Source organism: Streptomyces sp. HUAS MG91 (assembly GCF_040529335.1).
Taxonomy (GTDB): Bacteria; Actinomycetota; Actinomycetes; order Streptomycetales; family Streptomycetaceae; genus Streptomyces; species Streptomyces tabacisoli.
The window spans coordinates 6,886,392-6,905,111 of the sequence record NZ_CP159534.1; the positions used below are offsets into that span (position 1 = coordinate 6,886,392).

Annotated in this window: 18 protein-coding genes; 15 read left to right on the forward strand and 3 right to left on the reverse strand. The window is 72.1% G+C overall.

The genetic code is table 11. The features are described 5' to 3' along the window. The first annotated feature begins 10 nt into the window (after nt 1-10). Nucleotides 11-688, forward strand: a complete 678-nt coding sequence (locus ABII15_RS31245) for a class I SAM-dependent methyltransferase (RefSeq protein ID WP_353945623.1) — start codon at nt 11-13, stop codon at nt 686-688. Between the two features lie 5 nt (nt 689-693). On the opposite strand, the gene ABII15_RS31250 is transcribed toward ABII15_RS31245, so the two are convergent. Beyond that, a complete protein-coding gene (locus ABII15_RS31250) occupies nt 694-2,430 on the reverse strand; it encodes an SGNH/GDSL hydrolase family protein (protein ID WP_353947256.1) in 1,737 nt (578 codons plus the stop codon). Nucleotides 2,431-2,641: 211 nt separating this feature from the next. Here ABII15_RS31250 and ABII15_RS31255 point away from each other — a divergent pair, with 211 nt between their 5' ends. The 5 genes from ABII15_RS31255 to ABII15_RS31275 all read left to right on the forward strand — a co-directional run bounded on the left by ABII15_RS31255 (nt 2,642) and on the right by ABII15_RS31275 (nt 6,394). Next, on the forward strand, nt 2,642-3,079 hold the full coding sequence (locus ABII15_RS31255; protein ID WP_353945624.1) for a DUF6278 family protein: 438 nt from the start codon (nt 2,642-2,644) through the stop codon (nt 3,077-3,079). 118 nt (nt 3,080-3,197) lie between these two features. Next, nucleotides 3,198-3,941, forward strand: coding sequence for an amino acid ABC transporter ATP-binding protein (locus ABII15_RS31260; RefSeq protein WP_353945625.1), 744 nt, complete (start codon nt 3,198-3,200; stop codon nt 3,939-3,941). A 19-nt stretch (nt 3,942-3,960) separates the two neighbouring features. Beyond that, nucleotides 3,961-4,872 carry a glutamate ABC transporter substrate-binding protein gene (locus ABII15_RS31265; protein ID WP_353945626.1) on the forward strand — a complete coding sequence of 304 codons (912 nt, stop codon included), beginning with the start codon at nt 3,961-3,963 and terminating at the stop codon, nt 4,870-4,872. Nucleotides 4,873-4,883: 11 nt separating this feature from the next. Next, nucleotides 4,884-5,528, forward strand: a complete 645-nt coding sequence (locus ABII15_RS31270) for an amino acid ABC transporter permease (protein WP_111667803.1) — start codon at nt 4,884-4,886, stop codon at nt 5,526-5,528. Continuing rightward, nucleotides 5,525-6,394: an amino acid ABC transporter permease gene (locus ABII15_RS31275; protein ID WP_353945627.1), complete on the forward strand. Its 870-nt coding sequence runs from the start codon at nt 5,525-5,527 to the stop codon at nt 6,392-6,394. The genes ABII15_RS31270 and ABII15_RS31275 overlap by 4 nt, the downstream gene beginning before the upstream one ends. Before the next feature lie 175 nt (nt 6,395-6,569). Here the strand turns inward: ABII15_RS31275 and ABII15_RS31280 are convergent, their stop codons facing one another. Next, the gene (locus ABII15_RS31280) at nt 6,570-7,343 is read right to left on the reverse strand and encodes a hypothetical protein (protein WP_353945628.1); all 774 of its coding nucleotides are present in this window, start codon (nt 7,341-7,343) and stop codon (nt 6,570-6,572) included. Nucleotides 7,344-7,446: 103 nt separating this feature from the next. Between ABII15_RS31280 and ggt the strand changes: the two genes are divergently transcribed. The 3 genes from ggt to ABII15_RS31295 all read left to right on the forward strand — a co-directional run bounded on the left by ggt (nt 7,447) and on the right by ABII15_RS31295 (nt 11,150). Next, a complete protein-coding gene (gene ggt, locus ABII15_RS31285) occupies nt 7,447-9,255 on the forward strand; it encodes a gamma-glutamyltransferase (protein WP_353945629.1) in 1,809 nt (602 codons plus the stop codon). Between the two features lie 87 nt (nt 9,256-9,342). Then, on the forward strand, nt 9,343-10,491 hold the full coding sequence (locus ABII15_RS31290) for a sensor histidine kinase (RefSeq protein WP_353945630.1): 1,149 nt from the start codon (nt 9,343-9,345) through the stop codon (nt 10,489-10,491). After that, nucleotides 10,488-11,150: a response regulator transcription factor gene (locus ABII15_RS31295; protein WP_353945631.1), complete on the forward strand. Its 663-nt coding sequence runs from the start codon at nt 10,488-10,490 to the stop codon at nt 11,148-11,150. The genes ABII15_RS31290 and ABII15_RS31295 overlap by 4 nt, the downstream gene beginning before the upstream one ends. Before the next feature lie 31 nt (nt 11,151-11,181). Here the strand turns inward: ABII15_RS31295 and map are convergent, their stop codons facing one another. Next, nucleotides 11,182-11,949 (reverse strand): type I methionyl aminopeptidase, encoded by a 768-nt coding sequence (map, locus tag ABII15_RS31300; RefSeq protein WP_353945632.1) that lies wholly within the window; start codon nt 11,947-11,949, stop codon nt 11,182-11,184. Between the two features lie 75 nt (nt 11,950-12,024). On the opposite strand from map, the gene ABII15_RS31305 reads away from it, so the two are divergent. The 6 genes from ABII15_RS31305 to ABII15_RS31330 all read left to right on the forward strand — a co-directional run bounded on the left by ABII15_RS31305 (nt 12,025) and on the right by ABII15_RS31330 (nt 18,711). Next, a complete protein-coding gene (locus ABII15_RS31305) occupies nt 12,025-12,276 on the forward strand; it encodes a helix-turn-helix transcriptional regulator (protein WP_353945633.1) in 252 nt (83 codons plus the stop codon). Between the two features lie 87 nt (nt 12,277-12,363). Then, nucleotides 12,364-13,746 (forward strand): hypothetical protein, encoded by a 1,383-nt coding sequence (locus ABII15_RS31310; RefSeq protein ID WP_353945634.1) that lies wholly within the window; start codon nt 12,364-12,366, stop codon nt 13,744-13,746. A gap of 167 nt (nt 13,747-13,913) precedes the next feature. After that, nucleotides 13,914-14,756 (forward strand): nitrilase-related carbon-nitrogen hydrolase, encoded by an 843-nt coding sequence (locus ABII15_RS31315; protein ID WP_353945635.1) that lies wholly within the window; start codon nt 13,914-13,916, stop codon nt 14,754-14,756. 62 nt (nt 14,757-14,818) lie between these two features. After that, entirely contained in the window at nt 14,819-16,111 is a 1,293-nt protein-coding gene (locus tag ABII15_RS31320) for an aspartate aminotransferase family protein (RefSeq protein ID WP_353945636.1), read from the forward strand. An 80-nt stretch (nt 16,112-16,191) separates the two neighbouring features. Beyond that, complete coding sequence (locus ABII15_RS31325; protein ID WP_353945637.1) at nt 16,192-17,757, forward strand: PucR family transcriptional regulator ligand-binding domain-containing protein; 1,566 nt, start codon at nt 16,192-16,194, stop codon at nt 17,755-17,757. Between the two features lie 111 nt (nt 17,758-17,868). Next, nucleotides 17,869-18,711, forward strand: coding sequence for a nitrilase-related carbon-nitrogen hydrolase (locus tag ABII15_RS31330; RefSeq protein WP_353945638.1), 843 nt, complete (start codon nt 17,869-17,871; stop codon nt 18,709-18,711). Nucleotides 18,712-18,720: the final 9 nt, after the last annotated feature.

The window sequence follows — 18,720 nt, forward strand, 5'->3', positions numbered from 1 at the left end:
GTCCCCGACCATGACCACTGACCAGACGGCCTACCTGCGCTCCACCCAGCTCGCCTACGACACCGCCGCGGGCGCCTATGCCGAGATCATCCCGCCGCTGTTCGACCGCGATCCGTACGGGGTCGCGATGTTCGGCGCCTTCGCCGATCTCGTGCGGACCCGCGGCGGCGCCGGCCCGGTGGCCGACCTCGGCTGCGGGCCCGGCCACGCGACGGCCCATCTGCGGGACCTCGGGCTGACCGCGTTCGGCGTCGACCTCTCGCCGAAGATGATCGCCGAGGCCCGCCGCGCCTACCCGGACCTGCGGTTCGAGGAGGGCTCGATGACGGGCCTCGACCTCCCCGACGACGCGCTGAGCGGCATCGTCTCCTGGTACTCGACGGTGCACACGCCGCCGGAGGTACTGCCGACGATCTTCGCCGAGTTCCACCGCGTCCTCGCCCCCGGCGGTCACCTCCTGGTCGGCTACAAGATCGGCGACCTGATCCGCCATCTCGATCACGCCTACGGCCACGACCTCTCGCTCGACGTCTACTGGCGCTCGCCCGAGGAGGTCGAGCGGCACCTCGAAGCGGCCGGATTCGTCGTCCAGGCCCGCCTGGTCCGCGAGCCGGACGACTTCGAGCGCGCGACCCAGGGCCGGCAGGGCACCCTGCTGGCCCAGAAGCCGGACGCCGCCACCGCGTAACAGGACTACGGCACCAGCATGCGCAGGTCGACCGAGTCGGCCAGGGCCTTCAGGCCCGTGTCGCCCGGATGCAGATGGTCCCCGCTGTCGTAGGCGGGCAGCATCCGGGCGGGACGCGCCGGATCACGCACCACGGCGTCGAAGTCGGCCAGCCCGTCGAAGGGCGCATCGGGCCCGCGCAGATACGTGTTCACGGCGACCCGCTCGGCGTCCACGGCGGCCGGGCACAGCGCCTCGCCCTCGCACGGTGTGATCGTCGCCCCGATCACCTTCAGCCCGCGGGCGTGGGCTCGCCGCACGATCTCCCGCAGCCCGGTCCCGACCTGCTCCGCCGTGGCACCCCAGCGCAGGTCGTTGATCCCCTGGAAGACCACGACCGTACGGGCCGAGGTCTGGGCCAGTACGTCCCGGTCGAGCCGGTGCAGGGCGCTCACCCCGCCGGTGTCCGTGGAGATCCCGTCACCGGGGTACCGGTCCGTGACGACCTTGTTCGCCGAGATCCCCTGGTTCAGCACCCCGTAGCGCGGCACCTTCGACTGGCCGAGGAGCCGTCCCGCCAACACGTCGGGCCACCGGTGGTTGGCGTCCTGCGTCGACTTCACGCCATCGGTGATGGAGTCCCCGAGCAGCACCACGGACCCCGGACCGCCGCCCACGTCGACCCCGGTGAGCAGCGGCCAGTACGCGATCGTGGACGTGTACGCCGAGCCGGCCGCCTCCGCCGCGTGGTCCCCGGGCCCGCTGACGTAACCGAGCTGGATGGCCTGACTGTGCACCGGCGCCGCGGCCACCGGCTCCGGCAGATGGAAGCTCACCAGAAGATTCGCGGCGGCCGGCACATCGAAGTCGACCGGATCGCTGAACACCTGTGCTCCGGCGGGGAGTTGAGTGCCGGACGCGCCCCGGAACCGCAGCGGCACCGGCGTGCGTCTCGCCTCCGCCCCCGCTCCCTGCACTGCCACCGACGCACTGCCGATCCGTACCGGTGCCGACGCGAAGGTGTTCTCCAGCCGGATCCGCACCCGCGGCCCGCCCGCACTGGTGTGCACCACGAGCCGTACCGTGCGGTCGGCCCACGGGCCCACCACCGTGTACCCGGCGGGCGACGCCGACCACGTCCCCGTCCACCCGCGCGACGGCGCGCGCACGGACAGGGCGAACACGTGGAGTGCGGCCCCTTGGGTCCGCGGCAGCTCCACCGACGCGATCGACCGGCCGGTCCTGACCGGCACACTGACCACGAACAGCCGTGTCTTTTCGGCCAGTTGGCCGTCGGGAGTGTTCCGGTGCGCCAGCGCGACCGACTTCGTCGCGAGCGGCCCCGTCCGCCAGTCCGGCGCGGTCAGCGTGTACGAGGACCGCGATCCGTCCGCGTACCGCACGACGCCGGAACCGGTCGCGTCCCCGCCGGTCCCCGCGACCAGGAAGGCGAGCGCGTCGCCGCGCCCGCTCACGCGCACCCGCTGTCCGTCGGCGGTGACGTTGTCGAAACCCCTCCCCGCCGAGCGCGCCCAGGTCAGGCGCGCGCCGTCAACTCCCAGGCCCCGGCCGGGAGTCCAGCCCGCCGCGTCGAGATCCTGCGCGGACAGCGACCCGCCCGCGCCGTCGAAGTCCGCCTCGCCGGGCGAGGCGTCGTCGCTCACCGCCCGGTTGTCGAAGAGCCGCTCCAGCGGGAGCGGCTCCGGTCCGTGCCCTTCGGCCCGCGCCGTCGTGACGGGGGTGAGCCCCGCGCAGACGGCCATCAGGACGGCTGTTCCCCAGGTGCGTCGGCGCACGGCCGGCTCCCTTTCGTCGATGTGTGTGCCGTGACTGGTGCGCCATGAAGGTAGGTAGGCGTCAGGGACGCGTCAATGAGGTGCGGCCGAAACGGCCGTGAACTCCCCGCGAACGGCCGGTCACCTTGGCCCGCGCGCCTGTGGTGCGCCGAGGGCGCCGAATGCGACGCTGGTCGGTATGAAGATCCCTTTCGTGGACCAGTGGCGCAAGAGGCACGGGGAAGCCCCTCTCGTCGTGTCCGGCCCGGGCGCCGATGACGCCGAGGGCGTCGCCGAACTGCTCGCCGAGTGCGAGCTGTTGCGGGCCCAGGCCGAGGCGGCCGGGGTGGAACTCGACGACTCGGTCGCCTCGTTGGCGGCCCTGGACCAACTCGTGCCGCGCTGGCGGGAGGACGAGGAGGTCCTGCACTGGCTCGGCAACGACGCGGGCCTCTATCTGGGCACGATCATGGTCCACCACGTCGCCGGCGCGGCCTGGGTGATCTGGCCCAACGGGCAGCCCGTGGTGCGCCTGACCTCCGGCCGTGAGATCGACGTGGTCGAGGCGGGACACGCCTGGGCCGAGAGCGGCGCCCCCGAGCTGTCCCAGTTCTACGCGGAGGCCGCCGAGTCCTGACCGTACCGCTGAGCAGCAAATACGGTTAATGCCCATACGAGCGTGTCGTCCATTAAGTCCCATATTGGCGTGGGTAGTTTGCGCGGACCGACACAGCGATGAGTGGGCAGGGACTGCCATGGCCGTCGATCCGTTGATCGAGCTGCGTGACGTGAACAAGTACTACGGGGAGCTGCATGTCCTCCAGGACATCGAGCTCACCGTCGGCAAGGGGGAGGTCGTCGTCGTCATCGGCCCTTCGGGGTCGGGCAAGTCGACGCTCTGCCGGACGATCAACCGGCTGGAGACCATCGAGTCGGGCACCATCAGACTCGACGGCAACCCGCTGCCCGCGGAGGGCAGGGCGCTCGCGCAGCTCCGGGCCGAAGTGGGCATGGTCTTCCAGTCGTTCAACCTCTTCGCGCACAAGACGGTCCTCCAGAACGTCTCCCTGGCCCAGGTCAAGGTCAGGAAGCGGAAGAAGGACGAGGCCGACAGGCGCTCCCGCGAACTCCTCGACCGGGTCGGCCTCGCCGCCCACGCCGACAAGTTCCCCGCCCAGCTCTCCGGCGGCCAGCAGCAGCGCGTGGCCATCGCCCGCGCCCTCGCCATGGACCCCAAGGCCCTGCTCTTCGACGAGCCGACCTCGGCCCTCGACCCCGAGATGATCAACGAGGTCCTGGAGGTCATGCAGCAGCTCGCCCGCGACGGCATGACGATGGTCGTGGTCACCCACGAGATGGGCTTCGCGCGCACCGCGGCCGACCGCGTCGTCTTCATGGCCGACGGCAGGATCGTCGAGGACCGCGCCCCCGAGGAGTTCTTCACCCACCCGGAGAGCGAGCGCGCCCGCGACTTCCTCTCCAAGATCCTCAAGCACTGACGGGGGAGTGCAGCACCACATGTTTCCCAAGTCGCTCCGGCTGCTCGCCGCGCTCCTGGTGACGGCCTCGGCCGCCACCGCCTGCGGCAAGGACGGCAGCCCGCCCACCAAGGGCCCGTCGGCCGACGAACTCCCCAAGTACCAAGTGGCACAAGGGTTCTCGCTGCCCGACTCGAAGACGTGGAAGAGGGCGAGGAACCGCGGCTACTTCGTCGTCGGCGCCAAGGAGGACCAGCCCTATCTCGGCGAGAAGAACCCGGCCAACGGCGTCTACTCCGGCTTCGACATCGAGATCGCCAAGATGATGTCGGCCTCGCTCGGGCTCGACCCGGGACGGATCCGCTTCAAGACAATCGCCTCCGCCAACCGCGAGACCGCCCTGCAGAACGGGCAGATCGACTACTACGTCGGCACCTACACCATCAACGACAACCGCAAGAAGCTCGTCGGCTTCGCCGGGCCCTACTACATGGCCGGCCAGTCCCTCCTCGTACGCACCGACGAGGACGACATCCACGGACCCCAGGACCTCGCGGGCAAGCGGGTCTGCTCGGCGGCCGGCTCGACCCCGTACCAGCGCATCCAGGCCGACTACCCGAAGGCCGACCTCGTCGCGTACGACACGTACTCCATCTGTGTCGACAACCTGCTGACCTATCAGGTCGACGCGGTCACCACGGACGACGCGATCCTGCTCGGCTTCGCCGCCAAGGCGCCCGACGAGATGAAGATCGCGGGCAAGCCGTTCTCCCAGGAGCCCTACGGCATCGGCCTGCCCAAGAGCGACTCCGCGATCCGGTTCGCCATGGACGACGCCCTGGTGGCCCGTGAGAAGAACGGGGACTGGAAGAAGGCGTTCGAGGCCACGCTCGGCCTGTCCGGCGAGGCCGCCCCGAAGCCACCGGCCGTCGACCGCTACCCGGCGAACTGAGGAGGCGTCCCGTGAACGTCCTGACCGACAACTTCTCGACGTACTGGAAGGGCTTCCTCGGCACGGTCGAGCTGACCGTCTACGCCTCGGTCCTCGCGCTGGTGCTCGGCTTCGTCATGGCGTCGTTCCGTGTCGCGCCCGTCGGCTCCTTCCGCGCCTTCGGCACCGCCTGGGTCACCGTCCTGCGCAACACCCCGCTGACCCTGCTGTTCTTCGCGGTGCTGCTCGGCCTGCCGCGCTTCGGCCTGGTCCTGCCCTTCCAGCTGTTCGCGGTGCTCGCGCTCGGCTGCTACACCTCCGCGTTCATCTGCGAGGCGCTGCGCTCCGGCATCAACACCGTGCCCCGCGGACAGGGCGAGGCGGCCCGCAGTCTCGGCATGACCTTCGGCCAGACGCTGACCACCGTGATCCTGCCGCAGGCCTTCCGGTCGGTGATCCCGCCCGTCGGCTCCACGCTGATCGCGCTCGCCAAGAACTCGGCCATCGCGGGCGCGTTCAGCGTCGTCGAACTGCTCGGCACGTACAAGACGCTCAGCGAACTCGGCTACAACATCATCTGGACGTTCGTCTGGATCGCGCTCGGCTACCTGATCATCACGCTCGCCATCAGCGCGCTCTTCAACGTCCTGGAAAAGCGCTGGGGAGTCGCCCGATGAAAGCCCTCGACCACTCCGCCACCGCCCTCTACGACATCCCGGGGCCGAAGACCGAGCGCCGCCACAAGCTGTACGGGCTCGTCTCCACCCTCATCGTGCTCGGGCTCGTCGCCTGGCTGCTGTACCTGCTCTTCGACACCGACCAGTTCACGGCCACCAAGTGGACGCCCTTCGAGTACAAGGGCATCCAGGAGCTGCTGCTGCGCGGCCTCGGGAACACGCTGAAGGCGTTCGCCGTCTCGGCCGTGCTCTCCCTCGCGCTCGGCACGGTCCTCGCCGTCGGACGGCTGTCCGACCACAAGCCGGTGCGCTGGCTCGCCACCCTGTGCGTGGAGTTCTTCCGCGCCATGCCGGTCCTCGTGATGATCTTCTTCATCTACGTGGCCCTGAAGGTCGAGCCGCTGCCCGCCCTGGTCGCCGGACTGACCCTCTACAACGGCTCCGTCCTCGCCGAGGTCTTCCGCTCCGGCATCAACTCCGTGGAGCGCGGCCAGCGCGAGGCCGCGTACGCCCTCGGCATGCGCAAGACGCAGGTCATGGCGTACGTGCTCGTGCCGCAGGCCGTGCGGGCCATGCTGCCCGCCATCATCAGCCAGCTGGTGGTGGCCCTGAAGGACACCTCGCTCGGCTATCTGATCACCTACGAGGAGTTCCTCCACGCCGGGAAGCTGATCGCGTCGAACCTCGACTACGATTTGCCCTTCATCCCTGTGGTGATGGTGATCTCTCCGATCTACATCGGGATGTGCATGTTGCTGTCGTGGTTCGCCCAGTGGGTGGCCAGGCGCCAGCGGCGCAATCCCAAGACCGAGGCCGCCGATGTCGCGCCGGCCGAACCAGGGACGCTGCTGCCCGGAACGCAGTAGCCAGAGCATCGGCGGTTTCCGCCCGGTGACAGCCGGAGATCACTTCCCGCGCGTACGGGGAGAAGGTCAGCTGTGTGCCGGACGGAAGCGGGCCTGCTTGCCGAGGCCGAGCGGGCCCCTGTCGCCTTCGTACGCGGCAGGGGCTCCGCTCCCCTTGGTCTCCGGGCCCCGGGCGCTACTTGCCCGCGCGGTGGGAGCTGCGCGGCGGCGTCGCCGGTGCGGGCAGCGGAGTCTGCGCCGCCTTCGTGACATCCGCCACCAGTTCGACGACGTCCGGGCCGTAGGCCCCCGAATTGACGACCTTCAGCAGCAGCACGAACGACCCGCCGCCGTACTTGCGCGCCAGCCGCTCGTGGTGCCGGGCCAGATAGCGCGTCGCGGCCTGATGGGTGATGGGCAGCTGCCCGCAGCAGAGGAAGACCGGTCTCGCCCGGCCGGCGTCCCCCGCCTCCCCGGCGGTGAGGCGGGCCAGGATCACGTACTCGGCCCTGCCGGGCTCCAGGCGGTGGCGTTCGGTGCCGATCTGGAAGGCGCCGCGGTCCGGGCCCGGTTCGGGATCGGTGTTCACCCGGATCCCGGGCAGCAGGCTGACCATGTGAGCCGCCATGCGCCGATGGGACCCCGGCCCTCCGATACAGAATTCCGTGCGCTCGCCGAAGCCCTGCTGGGCCGTGTCGTGGGCGACGATCTGGGCGTGGGCGCCGCAGTCCTTGACGACCGCGGAGAGTTCGAGAAGGGCGAAGACGTCGTGCCGCTTCACCGTCAGCTCGGGTCCGCCCGCCTCGCGGTTCACCACCAGCAGGGACTCGGAGTTGGCGGGCAGTCCGAAGAAGGTCTGCTTGCGGCGGAGCCTGCGCCGCCACAGTTGGGTACGGGCGACCCAGCCCAGCGCGACACAGATGCCCGCCGCGATCAGGCCGAGGACGATGGTGCGCACGTCGTCAGTCATGGGGGCGCACTCTAGCCAACCGACGCACCGGTGTTCGAGAGGGTCCTGACGGGTAGCGGAAGTCAAGTTACGCTGCGCGAACCGCTGTTGACCGGAGGTACCGATGAGACGTTCAGTTGCGCGGAATCTGTCGTTGTGCGCGGTGGCGGCGAGCATGGTGGCCGTCGGCGCGGCCGCGCCGCCCTCCGCCGGAGCCGCGTCCGCCGCCCCGAAGAAGCAGCCGGTGGCCGTCGGCTACGGCGGCGCCGTCGCGAGCGTCGACGCGGACGCCTCGGCCGCGGGCATCGAGGTCCTGCGCAACGGGGGCAACGCGGTGGACGCCGCCGTCGCCACCGCCGCCGCCCTCGGCGTCACGGAGCCCTACTCGTCGGGCGTGGGCGGTGGCGGCTACTTCGTCTACTACGACGCCCACTCCCGCACGGTCCACACGATCGACGGCCGGGAGACCGCGCCGCTCACCGCCGGCTCCGACCTCTTCCTGGAGAACGGCAAGCCGCTCGCCTTCAGCGACGCCGTGACCAGCGGTCTCAGTGTCGGCACGCCCGGCACCCCGGCCACCTGGCAGTCGGCGCTCGACTCCTGGGGCAGCAAGCGGCTCGGCACGGTCCTGAAGCCCGCCGAGAAGCTGGCCCGCGACGGCTTCACCGTCGACGACACCTTCCGCACGCAGACCGCGGCGAACGAGGCCCGGTTCCGCGACTTCCCCGACACCGCGAAGCTGTTCCTGCCCGGCGGACAGCTCCCGGTCGTCGGCTCCACGCTCAAGAACCCCGATCTGGCGCGCACCTACGCGCAGTTGGCCCGCGAGGGCATGGGCGCCATCTATCGCGGGGACATCGGCGACGACATCGTCAGGACGGTCGACAAGCCGCCGGTGGCCCCGGACTCCGACTATGTGGCCCGCCCCGGCAAGCTGTCGACGAAGGACCTCAAGGCCTACCGCGCCAAGTTCCAGGCCCCGTCGAAGACCTCGTACCGCGGGCTCGGTGTCTACTCGATCGCGCCGTCGTCGTCCGGCGGCACCACCGTCGGCGAAGCGCTCAACATGCTGGAGAGGACCGACCTGTCGAAGGCGTCCGCCGTCCAGTACCTGCACCACTACATCGAGGCCAGCCGGATCGCGTTCGCCGACCGGGGCCGCTGGGTCGGCGACCCCTCCTTCGAGGACGTGCCCACCCGGCAGCTGCTGTCGCAGAAGTACGCGGACTCGCGGGCCTGCCTCATCAAGGACGACGCGGTGCTCACCAGCCCGGTGGCGCCCGGCGATCCCCGGCACCCGGGCACGTGCGGCAAGGCCGGTGACAAGGCGGCGCCGACGACGTACGAGGGCGAGAACACCACGCACCTCACCACCGCCGACAAGTGGGGCAACGTCGTCTCCTACACCCTCACCATCGAGCAGACCGGCGGCAGCGGCATCACCGTGCCGGGCCGCGGCTTCCTGCTCAACAACGAGCTGACCGACTTCTCCTTCGCGCCGGCCAGCCCGGACGTGCACGACCCGAACCTGCCGGGCCCCGGCAAGCGGCCGCGCTCGTCGATCTCCCCGACGATCGTGCTCGACCGGCACGACCGGCCGGTCGTCGCCGTCGGTTCACCCGGCGGCGCCACCATCATCACCACCGTCCTGCAGACGCTCACCGGGTTCCTCGACCGCGGGCTGCCGCTCGTCGACGCCATCGCGGCGCCGCGCGCCAGCCAGCGCAACGCGGCGCAGACCGAACTCGAACCCGGCCTGTACGACAGCCCGTTGCGGGCGAAGCTGGAGGCCATCGGGCACTCCTTCAAGCTGAACCCGGAGATCGGGGCCGCCACCGGCGTGCAGCGGCTGCCGGGCGGCAAGTGGCTCGCCGCCGCCGAGAAGGTGCGGCGCGGCGGGGGCTCGGCCATGGTGGTCACCCCCGGCAAGTGACGGTCCGCGCAACACGCGGACATCGGCCCACGGAATGCATCCCGTGGGCCGATGTCCGCGTGGCCGGGCCTTCGTAGGCTCACCGGTGTGAACACGACCTCCACCTTCCGCGGTGCCGCCTGGGGCGGCCTGGCCCTCTATCCGCTGGCCGTCGCCCTGGCACTGTTCGGTTTCTCGTTCGTCGCGCCCGAGGCGCGCGCCCTCGGCGTGGCCCTGTCGGCGGTACTCCTGGCGGGGGTGGTGCGCCGCGCGCCGCTGCCGGGTCTGTCGCTGATTCTCCTCGGGACGCTGCTCGCCGCGTTCGCACAGCCGTCCGGCGGGCCCTGGGGCGGCTCGCGGGAGGTGACCCTGCTGGCGTTCGGGGCGGCCGACGTGGCGCTCGGACATCTCGTCGCCACCCGGCCGAGGTGGCAGTGGGGCACCGGAGTCGCCGTCTCCCTGGTCGTCCAGGCCATTGGGATCGGCTTTCTGGCGCGGCCCGAGAACATGGTCGGCGGTGTCGTCGTCGCCCTGCTCGCCCTCCTCGTCGCCTGCATGGTCGGGCTGCTCGCGGGGGAGCGCCGCGCCCACGCCGAGGCGCTGCGCAGCCGGGTCGTCGCCGACGCCGTCACCGCCGAACGGATGCGCATAGCGCGGGAGTTGCACGACATGGTCTCCCACAGCATCGGTGTCATCGCGATCCAGTCGGGCGTCGCGGCCCGGGTCGTCGAGTCCCGCCCCCGGGAGGCGCGCGAGGCCCTGTCGGCGATCGAGGACACCAGCCGGGAGACCCTCGCGGGCCTGCGCCGCACCCTCGTCGCGCTGCGCGGGGCCGACGCCCCGGCCGGTACCGCGCCGCTCGCCCCGGCCGCCGGACTCGGCGACCTCGACGCGCTCGCCGCCGCCACCGGCCGGGACGCGGGCGTCAGGGTCGACGTCGTGCGCACCGGCCCCGAGCGGGCACTGCCGCCGGACATCGACCTCGCGGCCTACCGCATCGTCCAGGAATCCCTCACCAACGTCGTCAGGCACGCGCACGTCGACGTCTGCCGGGTCGACGTGCGGTGGAGCGACGACGCGCTCGTCCTGGAGATCACCGACGCCGGCACCGGTGGCTCGGCTACCGTCCCCGGCATGGGGATCACGGGGATGAGGGAGCGGGTGAGTCTGCTGCACGGGGAGTTCAGCGCGGGGCCGGGGCCGGAGGGCGGGTTCCGGGTGACGGCGCGCATACCGCTGCCGGAGGCGGGCCGATGACCGTACGCGTCCTCCTCGTCGACGACCAGCCGCTGGTCCGCTCCGGGCTGCGCGTCCTGATCGGCGAGACCGAGGACCTGGAGGTGGCCGGCGAGGCGGGCGACGGCGCGCGGGCCGTCGAACTGGCCGCGACGCTCAGGCCCGACGTGGTCGTCATGGACCTGCGGATGCCCGGCATGGACGGCATCGAGGCGACCCGGCGGATCATGGCCGGCGACAGCGGCAGCCGCGTGCTCGTCCTGACCACCTTCGACGAGGACGACTACGTGTACGGGGCGCTGCGGGCCGGCGCCGGCGGCTTCGCCGTCAAGGACATGCAGCTGGAGGACATCCTCGCGGCGGTGCGCGTGGTGGCGGCCGGGGACGCGCTCATCGCCCCCGGAGTGACCCGGCGGCTCATCGCCGACTTCGTGGGACGGCCGGGGCCCGTCGCCGCCCGCCCGCCGCGCTCCGTCGAGGGGATCACGCAGCGCGAGCGCGAGGTGCTCACCCTGGTCGGGCTCGGCCGCTCGAACCAGGAGATCGCCGACGAGCTCGTCATCAGCATGGCCACCACCAAATCGCACGTGGCCCGCCTGTTCACCAAGCTGGACGCCCGCGACCGCGTACAACTGGTCATCATCGCGTACGAGTTGGGGCTGGTGGCGCCGTCCGGCTGAGGGAGTGCGACCGGGAGGGCCGGTGGCCCGCCTACAGCGCCGTCAGGACGCGCGGCCCCGCATCGGTGATCGCCACCGTGTGCTCGGCGTGGGCGGCGCGCGAGCCGTCGTTCGTGCGCAGGGTCCAGCCGTCCGGCGCCTCGTGGTAGTCGTCCTTGCCGCCGCCGATCAGCATCGGCTCGATCGCGAGGACCATGCCGTGGCGCAGCGGCATGCCGCGGCCCTGCCGTCCCTCGTTGGGCACGCCCGGGTCCTCGTGCATCTTCCGGCCGATGCCGTGGCCGCCGAAGTCCTGCGGGATGCCGTACCCGGCGGTGCGGCAGAGCCGGCCCACGGCGTGCGCGATGTCGCCGATGCGGTTGCCGACGACGGCCGCCTCGATGCCCGCGGCCAGGGCCCGCTCGGCGGTCTCGACGAGCGTCACATCCTCGGGGCGCGCCCGGCCCACGACGAAACTGATGGCGGAGTCGCCCGCCCAGCCGTCGAGCAGGGCCCCGCAGTCGATCGAGACCAGGTCGCCGTCGCGCAGCCGGTCGGCGGTCGGGATGCCGTGCACGATCGCGTCGTTCACGGACGCGCAGATCACCGCGGGGAACGGAGTGGTCGCGAACGAGGGCCGGTAGTGCAGGAAGGGCGAGCCCGCCCCGGCCTCGGCCAGCACCTCGCGGGCCACCTCGTCCAGCTCCAGCAGGCTCACGCCCACGGCGGCGTGGTCCCGCACGGCCGTCAGGGCCCGGGCCACGACGCGGCCCGCCTCGCGCATCGCGTCCATCTGTGTGTCTGTCTTGAGTTCCACCATGCCAATAACTATACCGGTATTTCTATCCGGTACAGAAATCCGGTATAGGAATCGGGACTCGGGTAGACTCGTGCCATGGTCCGAACTCCCTTGACCCCCGAAGAGCGCGAGCGCGGCGAGCGGCTCGGCCGGCTGCTGCGCGAGGCGCGGCGCGAGCGCAGCATGACGGAGGTCGCCGCGGGTGCGGGCGTCTCCGTCGAGACGCTGCGCAAGATCGAGACCGGGCGCGCCCCGACCCCGGCGTTCTTCACCATCGCCGCCGTCGCCCGCGAGCTGGGCCTGTCCATGGACGAGCTGGTGGTGCGCTGCGCGCTGGTGCTCGCCTGAAAAGTCCGCGTAGCGGCCCCGTAACACGCCGGGTGTTTCCTTCCGGAGCGAAAGGCTCCAGGGGGCGCGAGGATCGGCGGGGCGCACGTGACGGAAACGACGGACGCGGGGCAACTGGCTTTGCCGTGCAGGGAGTTCGCGACATATCTGCGCGGACTCGTGGCCCGGATCGACCACGGGGCCGGCTGGCTCGGCGTCTTCTGGCAGCGTGATCCCGAGGGCCTGCGCGCCTGCCTCGACGGGATCGAGGTGCCGCCCTGGGACGTGGTCGAGGCGCTGCTCCAGGATGTCGCCGCGCAGTACGGCCCGGACCGCGCCGACCGCGAGACGGCCCACGCGCGCGCCCTGCACCGGCCCGCCGTCCGCGCCCATGACGCGGCCCCCGGCGGCCGGGACGCGCTGCTCGCCCACCTCGACGCCATGACCCGCGAGCAGCGGCACGCCACCGAGCGCCGCCGCGACCTGGGCCGCCTCCTCGACTCCGCCACCACCTACGAGCAGGCCGAGTCGGCGCGCAGGGACCTCGCCTGGGCGCGGGACGACCACGACCGGGCGACGGCGCGCATCGCCGAACTCCGTTACCGGCTGGCGGAGTTGGAGCGATTCCCGGTGGCGCCGGAGCCGCATCCGGCCGGGTCGGACGCGCTCGACGGCGAGGCCGAGCCGGTCATGGAGCCCGCCATGCCTTCCCGAACCGATGCCACGCCTTCCCGGACCGAAGCCGATCCGTCCGATCCGCCCAGGGCATCCAAGCCGGCCAAGACCAAGAAGCGCCGCCCCCGCGGCAGCGCCCGCTTCGCCGGCCTCGACGTGGAGGCGCCGGAGCCGCCCGCCCCGGACGCGCCGCTCCCGGAGGCCCCCGCGACGGCCACCGGCGCCCGCTTCGCCGGGGCGCGGGACGACGCCGCGCCCGCCCCGCGCACCCCGCGGACGCCCGACCCAGCCGCCCGCGAGGACATCACCGCCACCGTCGCCACCCTGCTCGGGCTGCGGGCCGCCGCGCGCAGCGGCGAGGCGCACATGCTCCTCGTGGAGGCCGCGAACTGGCCCGCGGCCCGGCTGCCGCTGCTCGCCGCCGAGCTGCACAGGGCCGGGCTCGGCGCCGACTGGGCCACGCTGCTGTGGGAGGCCGCGTCGCTGCCCCCGGCCCGGCTGGTCGACGCCGCGGACGCGCTCACCGCGGCGGGCCGCGACGCCGACGGGCGCCAGGTGCTCCGGCAGGGCGTGGGGCGCCCGCCCGAGGTGATCGGGGCGGCCGTCGCCGGGCTCGACGCCGACGGGCGGCGCCGCGAGGCCCGTATCCTCCTCGACGCCTATGTGCGCACCCGCACCCCCGAGGAGGCGGCCCGCAGCGCGCTGTGCGACCCCGGCCGCCTCGTCCCGCTGGTGCTCGACGCGGCCCGCGCCGTCACCGACGACCGCCACCGCGACGTGCTGCACGCGCTGCGCCTCGCCGGACACGCCGCCTGAGCCGGACGCCACCCCGCGGGCCCCGTACCGCTGGCCCGCCCGGCTGAGAAACGAGATCGATCCAGCGGGTTAACGACGATGGTCTTGGCAAGCCTCCCGGGTGGGCTTACGTTCGTCCCTCTACGACCCGGTCTACGGGCGTAGAGGATCAGGCAAAGGAGCGGCTCATGGCCCCCGTCGTACGCGCCGCACTCGTCCAGGCCACCTGGACGGGCGACACCGAATCCATGATCGCCAAGCATGAGGAGCACGCCCGCGAGGCGGCCCGGCAGGGCGCGAGGATCATCGGCTTCCAGGAAGTCTTCAACGCCCCCTACTTCTGCCAGGTCCAGGAGGCGGAGCACTACCGCTGGGCCGAGCCCGTCCCCGACGGCCCGACCGTGACCCGGATGTGCGAACTCGCCCGCGAGACCGGCATGGTGATCGTCGTCCCCGTCTTCGAGGTCGAGCAGTCCGGCTTCTACTTCAACACCGCCGCCGTGATCGACGCCGACGGCACGTACCTCGGCAAGTACCGCAAGCACCACATCCCGCAGGTCAAGGGCTTCTGGGAGAAGTACTACTTCAAGCCGGGGAACCTGGGCTGGCCGGTCTTCGACACCGCCGTCGGCCGGGTCGGCGTCTACATCTGCTACGACCGCCACTTCCCGGAGGGCTGGCGGCAGTTGGGCCTGAACGGCGCCCAGCTCGTCTACAACCCCTCGGCCACCTCGCGCGGCCTCTCCGCCTACCTGTGGCAGCTGGAGCAGCCCGCGGCGGCCGTCGCCAACGAGTACTTCGTCGCCGCCATCAACCGCGTCGGCGTCGAGGAGTACGGCGACAACGACTTCTACGGCACCTCCTACTTCGTCGACCCGCGCGGACAGCTCGTCGGCGAGGCCGCGAGCGACAAGACCGAGGAACTCCTCGTCCGGGACCTGGACCTCGGCCTCATCGACGAGGTACGGCAGCAGTGGGCGTTCTACCGCGACCGTCGTCCCGACGCCTACGACGGTCTCGTCCAGCCCTGACCCGAGCACCGAGCACCCCGCGCACCCGCCCGAGCCGTGACCGACGAAGGGACGCCGCCCCCGTGAACACCACCTCCCTGCACGCCCGCCATCGCGCCGTCCTGCCGGACTGGCTGGCCCTCTACTACGCCGAGCCGATCGAGCTGACGCACGGCGAGGGCCGCCACGTCTGGGACGCCGAGGGCCGCAAGTACCTCGACTTCTTCGGCGGCATCCTCACGACGATGACCGCGCACGCCCTGCCCGAGGTGACGAAGGCGGTCGCCGAGCAGGCCTCCCGGATCATCCACTCCTCGACCCTCTACCTCGACCGGCCGATGGTCGAACTCGCCGAGCGCGTGGCCCAGTTGTCCGGCATCCCGGACGCCCGTGTCTTCTTCACCACATCGGGCACGGAGGCCAACGACACGGCGCTGATGCTCGCCACCGCGTACCGCCGCTCGAACCAGATCCTGGCGATGCGCAACAGCTACCACGGCCGCTCCTTCTCGGCGATCGGCATCACCGGCAACAAGGGCTGGTCGCCGACGAGCCTGTCCCCGCTCCAGACGCTCTACGTCCATGGAGGCGTCCGCAGCCGCGGCCCGTACGCGGCGCTGTCCGACGCCGAGTTCACCGACGCCTGCGTCGCCGACCTGCGCGACATGCTCGGCCAGACCCGCGGTGACGTGGCCGCGCTGATCGCCGAGCCCGTCCAGGGCGTCGGCGGGTTCACCTCGCCGCCCGACGGCCTGTACGCCCGCTTCCGCGAGGTGCTGCGGGAGCACGGCATCCTGTGGATCTCCGACGAGGTGCAGACCGGCTGGGGCCGCACCGGCGACCACTTCTGGGGCTGGCAGGCGCACGACCAGGCCGGCCCGCCCGACCTGCTCACCTTCGCCAAGGGCATCGGCAATGGCATGTCGATCGGCGGTGTCGTCGCCCGCGCAGACGTCATGAACTGCCTCGACGCCAACTCCATCTCGACCTTCGGCGGCTCCCCGGTCACCATGGCCGCGGGGCTCGCCAACCTCTCGTACCTCCTGGAACACGACCTCCAGGGCAACGCCCGCCGCGTCGGCGGCCTCCTCATCGAACGGCTCCGGGCCATCGCGGCCCAGGTCCCCGCCGTACGGGACGTGCGCGGCCGGGGCCTGATGATCGGTGTCGAGCTGGTGCGGCCCGGCACGGACGAGGCGTCCCCCGAAGCGGCGACCGCGGTCCTGGAGTCCTGCCGCGAGGCGGGCCTCCTCATCGGCAAGGGCGGCGGCCACAACACGAGCGTCCTGCGCATCGCACCGCCCCTGTCCCTGACGGTGGCGGAGGCGGAGGAGGGCGCCGCGATCTTGGAAGGGGCGTTGCGAGAAGCCCCGTAGGGGCGCGGGGGGAACTGCGCGACCAGCCACGACGAACCCGCACTCGGCCGTCAACAGAAGCCCCACGGCGAGGAGGCCCGATGCCGACCACCGCACCCGGCACCGAACACGCCCTGTCCGTCCGCCAGATACTCGCCCTGGAACGCATCGCGGCCGGCGAACCCGAGGTGGTCGCGGCGGCGCACCACCTCGACCGCGCCGTCCGCTGGGTGCACGTCGCGGAGGCCGCCGACGTCGGCGTCATGCTCACCGGCGGCGAGATGATCCTCACCACCGGCGTCCTCCTCACCGGCGACGCGCACACGCAGACCGAGTACATCAGGTCCCTGCACCGCGCGGAGGCCTCGGCCCTGGTCCTCGGCCTCGGCCGGGCCTTCCCGTCCCCGCCGGAGGACATGCGGCGCGCCGCCGAGCGCTACGGCCTGCCCATGGTCGTCCTGCACCGCCCCTTCCCCTTCGCCGAACTCACCGAGGAGGTCCAGTCCCGCCTGGTGCGGCGCAAGTTCGCGGCGGTCAGCCTCTCCGAGGGCATCCGCACCGCCCTCACCGGCCTGATCACGGCGGGCGCTCCGCTCCAGGCCCTGCTCGACGAGGTCGCCGCGCACAGCGCCTGCCCGGTGCTCGTCACCAACCTCGCCCACCGCGTCCTCGCCACCGCCGGCGAGCGGCCCGCCGTCGACGACGTGCTGCGCGACTGGGAGCGGATCGCCCGGCAGCCGGGCGGCGTCGACGGCGAGGGCTGGCTCCGCGCCGACCTCGGCGGGCGCGGCGAACGCTGGGGCTCGGTCGTCCTGTGCGGCTACCGCGGCGACGGCGCCACCGGCCGCCTCCTCGCCGACCGCGCCGCCGAGGCCCTGGTCCTGCACCGCATGCTCTCGGGCGCGGGGTCCGCGACCTGGGAGGAGCAGTCCGCGCGGTGCCTGCTGGCCGACCTGATCTCGGGCACCGCCCCGGCCCGCCACTTCCTGCCCCGCGCCCGGGCGGCCGGGCTCCCCGTGAACCGCCGCACCTTCGTCCCCCTCGTCGTCCGCGACCGCACCGCGACCCAGCTCGACCGCGTCGTACGGCTCCTGGGCCTGCCCGCACTCGTCGCCGAACTCGCCGACGGCACCACGGCCGTGCTCCTCAGCCTTGCCCGCGACCAGGCCGCACAGCCCCTCACCGCCCACTTCGCGGCCCGGCTGCACGCCGAGACCGGCGAACCCGCCGTGATCGCCGCCGGACCCGACCGCACCACCTGGGACGAGGTGCCGGCCGCCCTCCAGGAGGCGCTGCACGTCGCCGACGCCGTCGCCGGGGCGGCATCGTCGTCCGGACTGCCCGCCGTCGTCCGCCTGGGCGACGTACGGCTGCGCGGTCTGATGCGGCTGCTGCGTGACGACCCGCGCGTCCAGTCGTTCGCCGAGCGGGAGCTGGACGGCCTGCTGTGCGCGGACGACACCGACGCGCTGCTGCCGGTCCTGCGCACCTACCTCGCCACCGGCCGCAACAAGTCCCGTACCGCCCAGCTCCACCACATGAGCCGCCCCGCCCTCTACCGCCGCCTGGAGGCCATCGAGACGCTGCTCGGCATCGACCTCGACGACTTCGAGCAGGCCGCGTCCGTGCACATCGCGCTCCTCGCGCACGACGCGCAGCAGGCGTGACACGGTGGAACGACACGCGGCGGCGGACGTGACACGGTGCAACTCGGCGGCGGCGCCCCGGCTTCCTATCGTCATGGGCACACCGAGCATCCCGCCACGCTGGAGGCCCTGATGAGCCCCGTGATCCGCGCCGCGATCTTCCAGACCGCATGGACCGGCGACAAGGAATCCATGATCAAGGTGCACGAGCAGGCCGTTCGTGACGCCGCCGCGCAGGGCGCCCAGGTCCTGTGCTTCCAGGAGCTGTTCTACGGCCCGTACTTCTGCCAGGTGCAGGACCCCGAGTTCTACGCGTACGCCGAGGCCGTCCCCGACGGCCCCATCGTCCGCCGCTTCCAGGACCTGGCCCGCGAGCACGGCATCGTCCTCGTCCTGCCCATGTACGAGGAGGAGCAGCCGGGCGTCCTCTACAACACCGCCGCCGTCATCGACGCCGACGGCAGCTACCTCGGCAAGTACCGCAAGACGCACATCCCGCAGGTGAAGGGCTTCTGGGAGAAGTTCTACTTCCGCCCGGGCAACAGCGGCTGGCCCGTCTTCGACACCGCCGTCGGCAAGATCGGCGTCTACATCTGCTACGACCGGCACTTCCCCGAGGGCTGGCGCGCGCTCGGCCTCGAAGGCGCCCAGATCGTCTTCAACCCGTCGGCCACCTCGCGCGGCCTCTCCCGCTACCTGTGGCAGCTGGAGCAGCCGGCCGCCGCCGTCGCCAACGAGTACTTCGTCGGCGCCATCAACCGCGTCGGCGTCGAGGAGTACGGCGACAACGACTTCTACGGCACGTCCTACTTCGTCGACCCCGAGGGCCGGTTCGTCGGAGAGGTCGCCGACGACAAGGCGCCCGAACTCGTCGTCCGCGACCTCGACATCGCCAAGCTGCGCGAGGTCCGCGACCGCTGGCAGTTCTACCGGGACCGCGCCCCGCAGGCGTACGAGCCCCTGACCCGCCCGTAAGACCGCCGC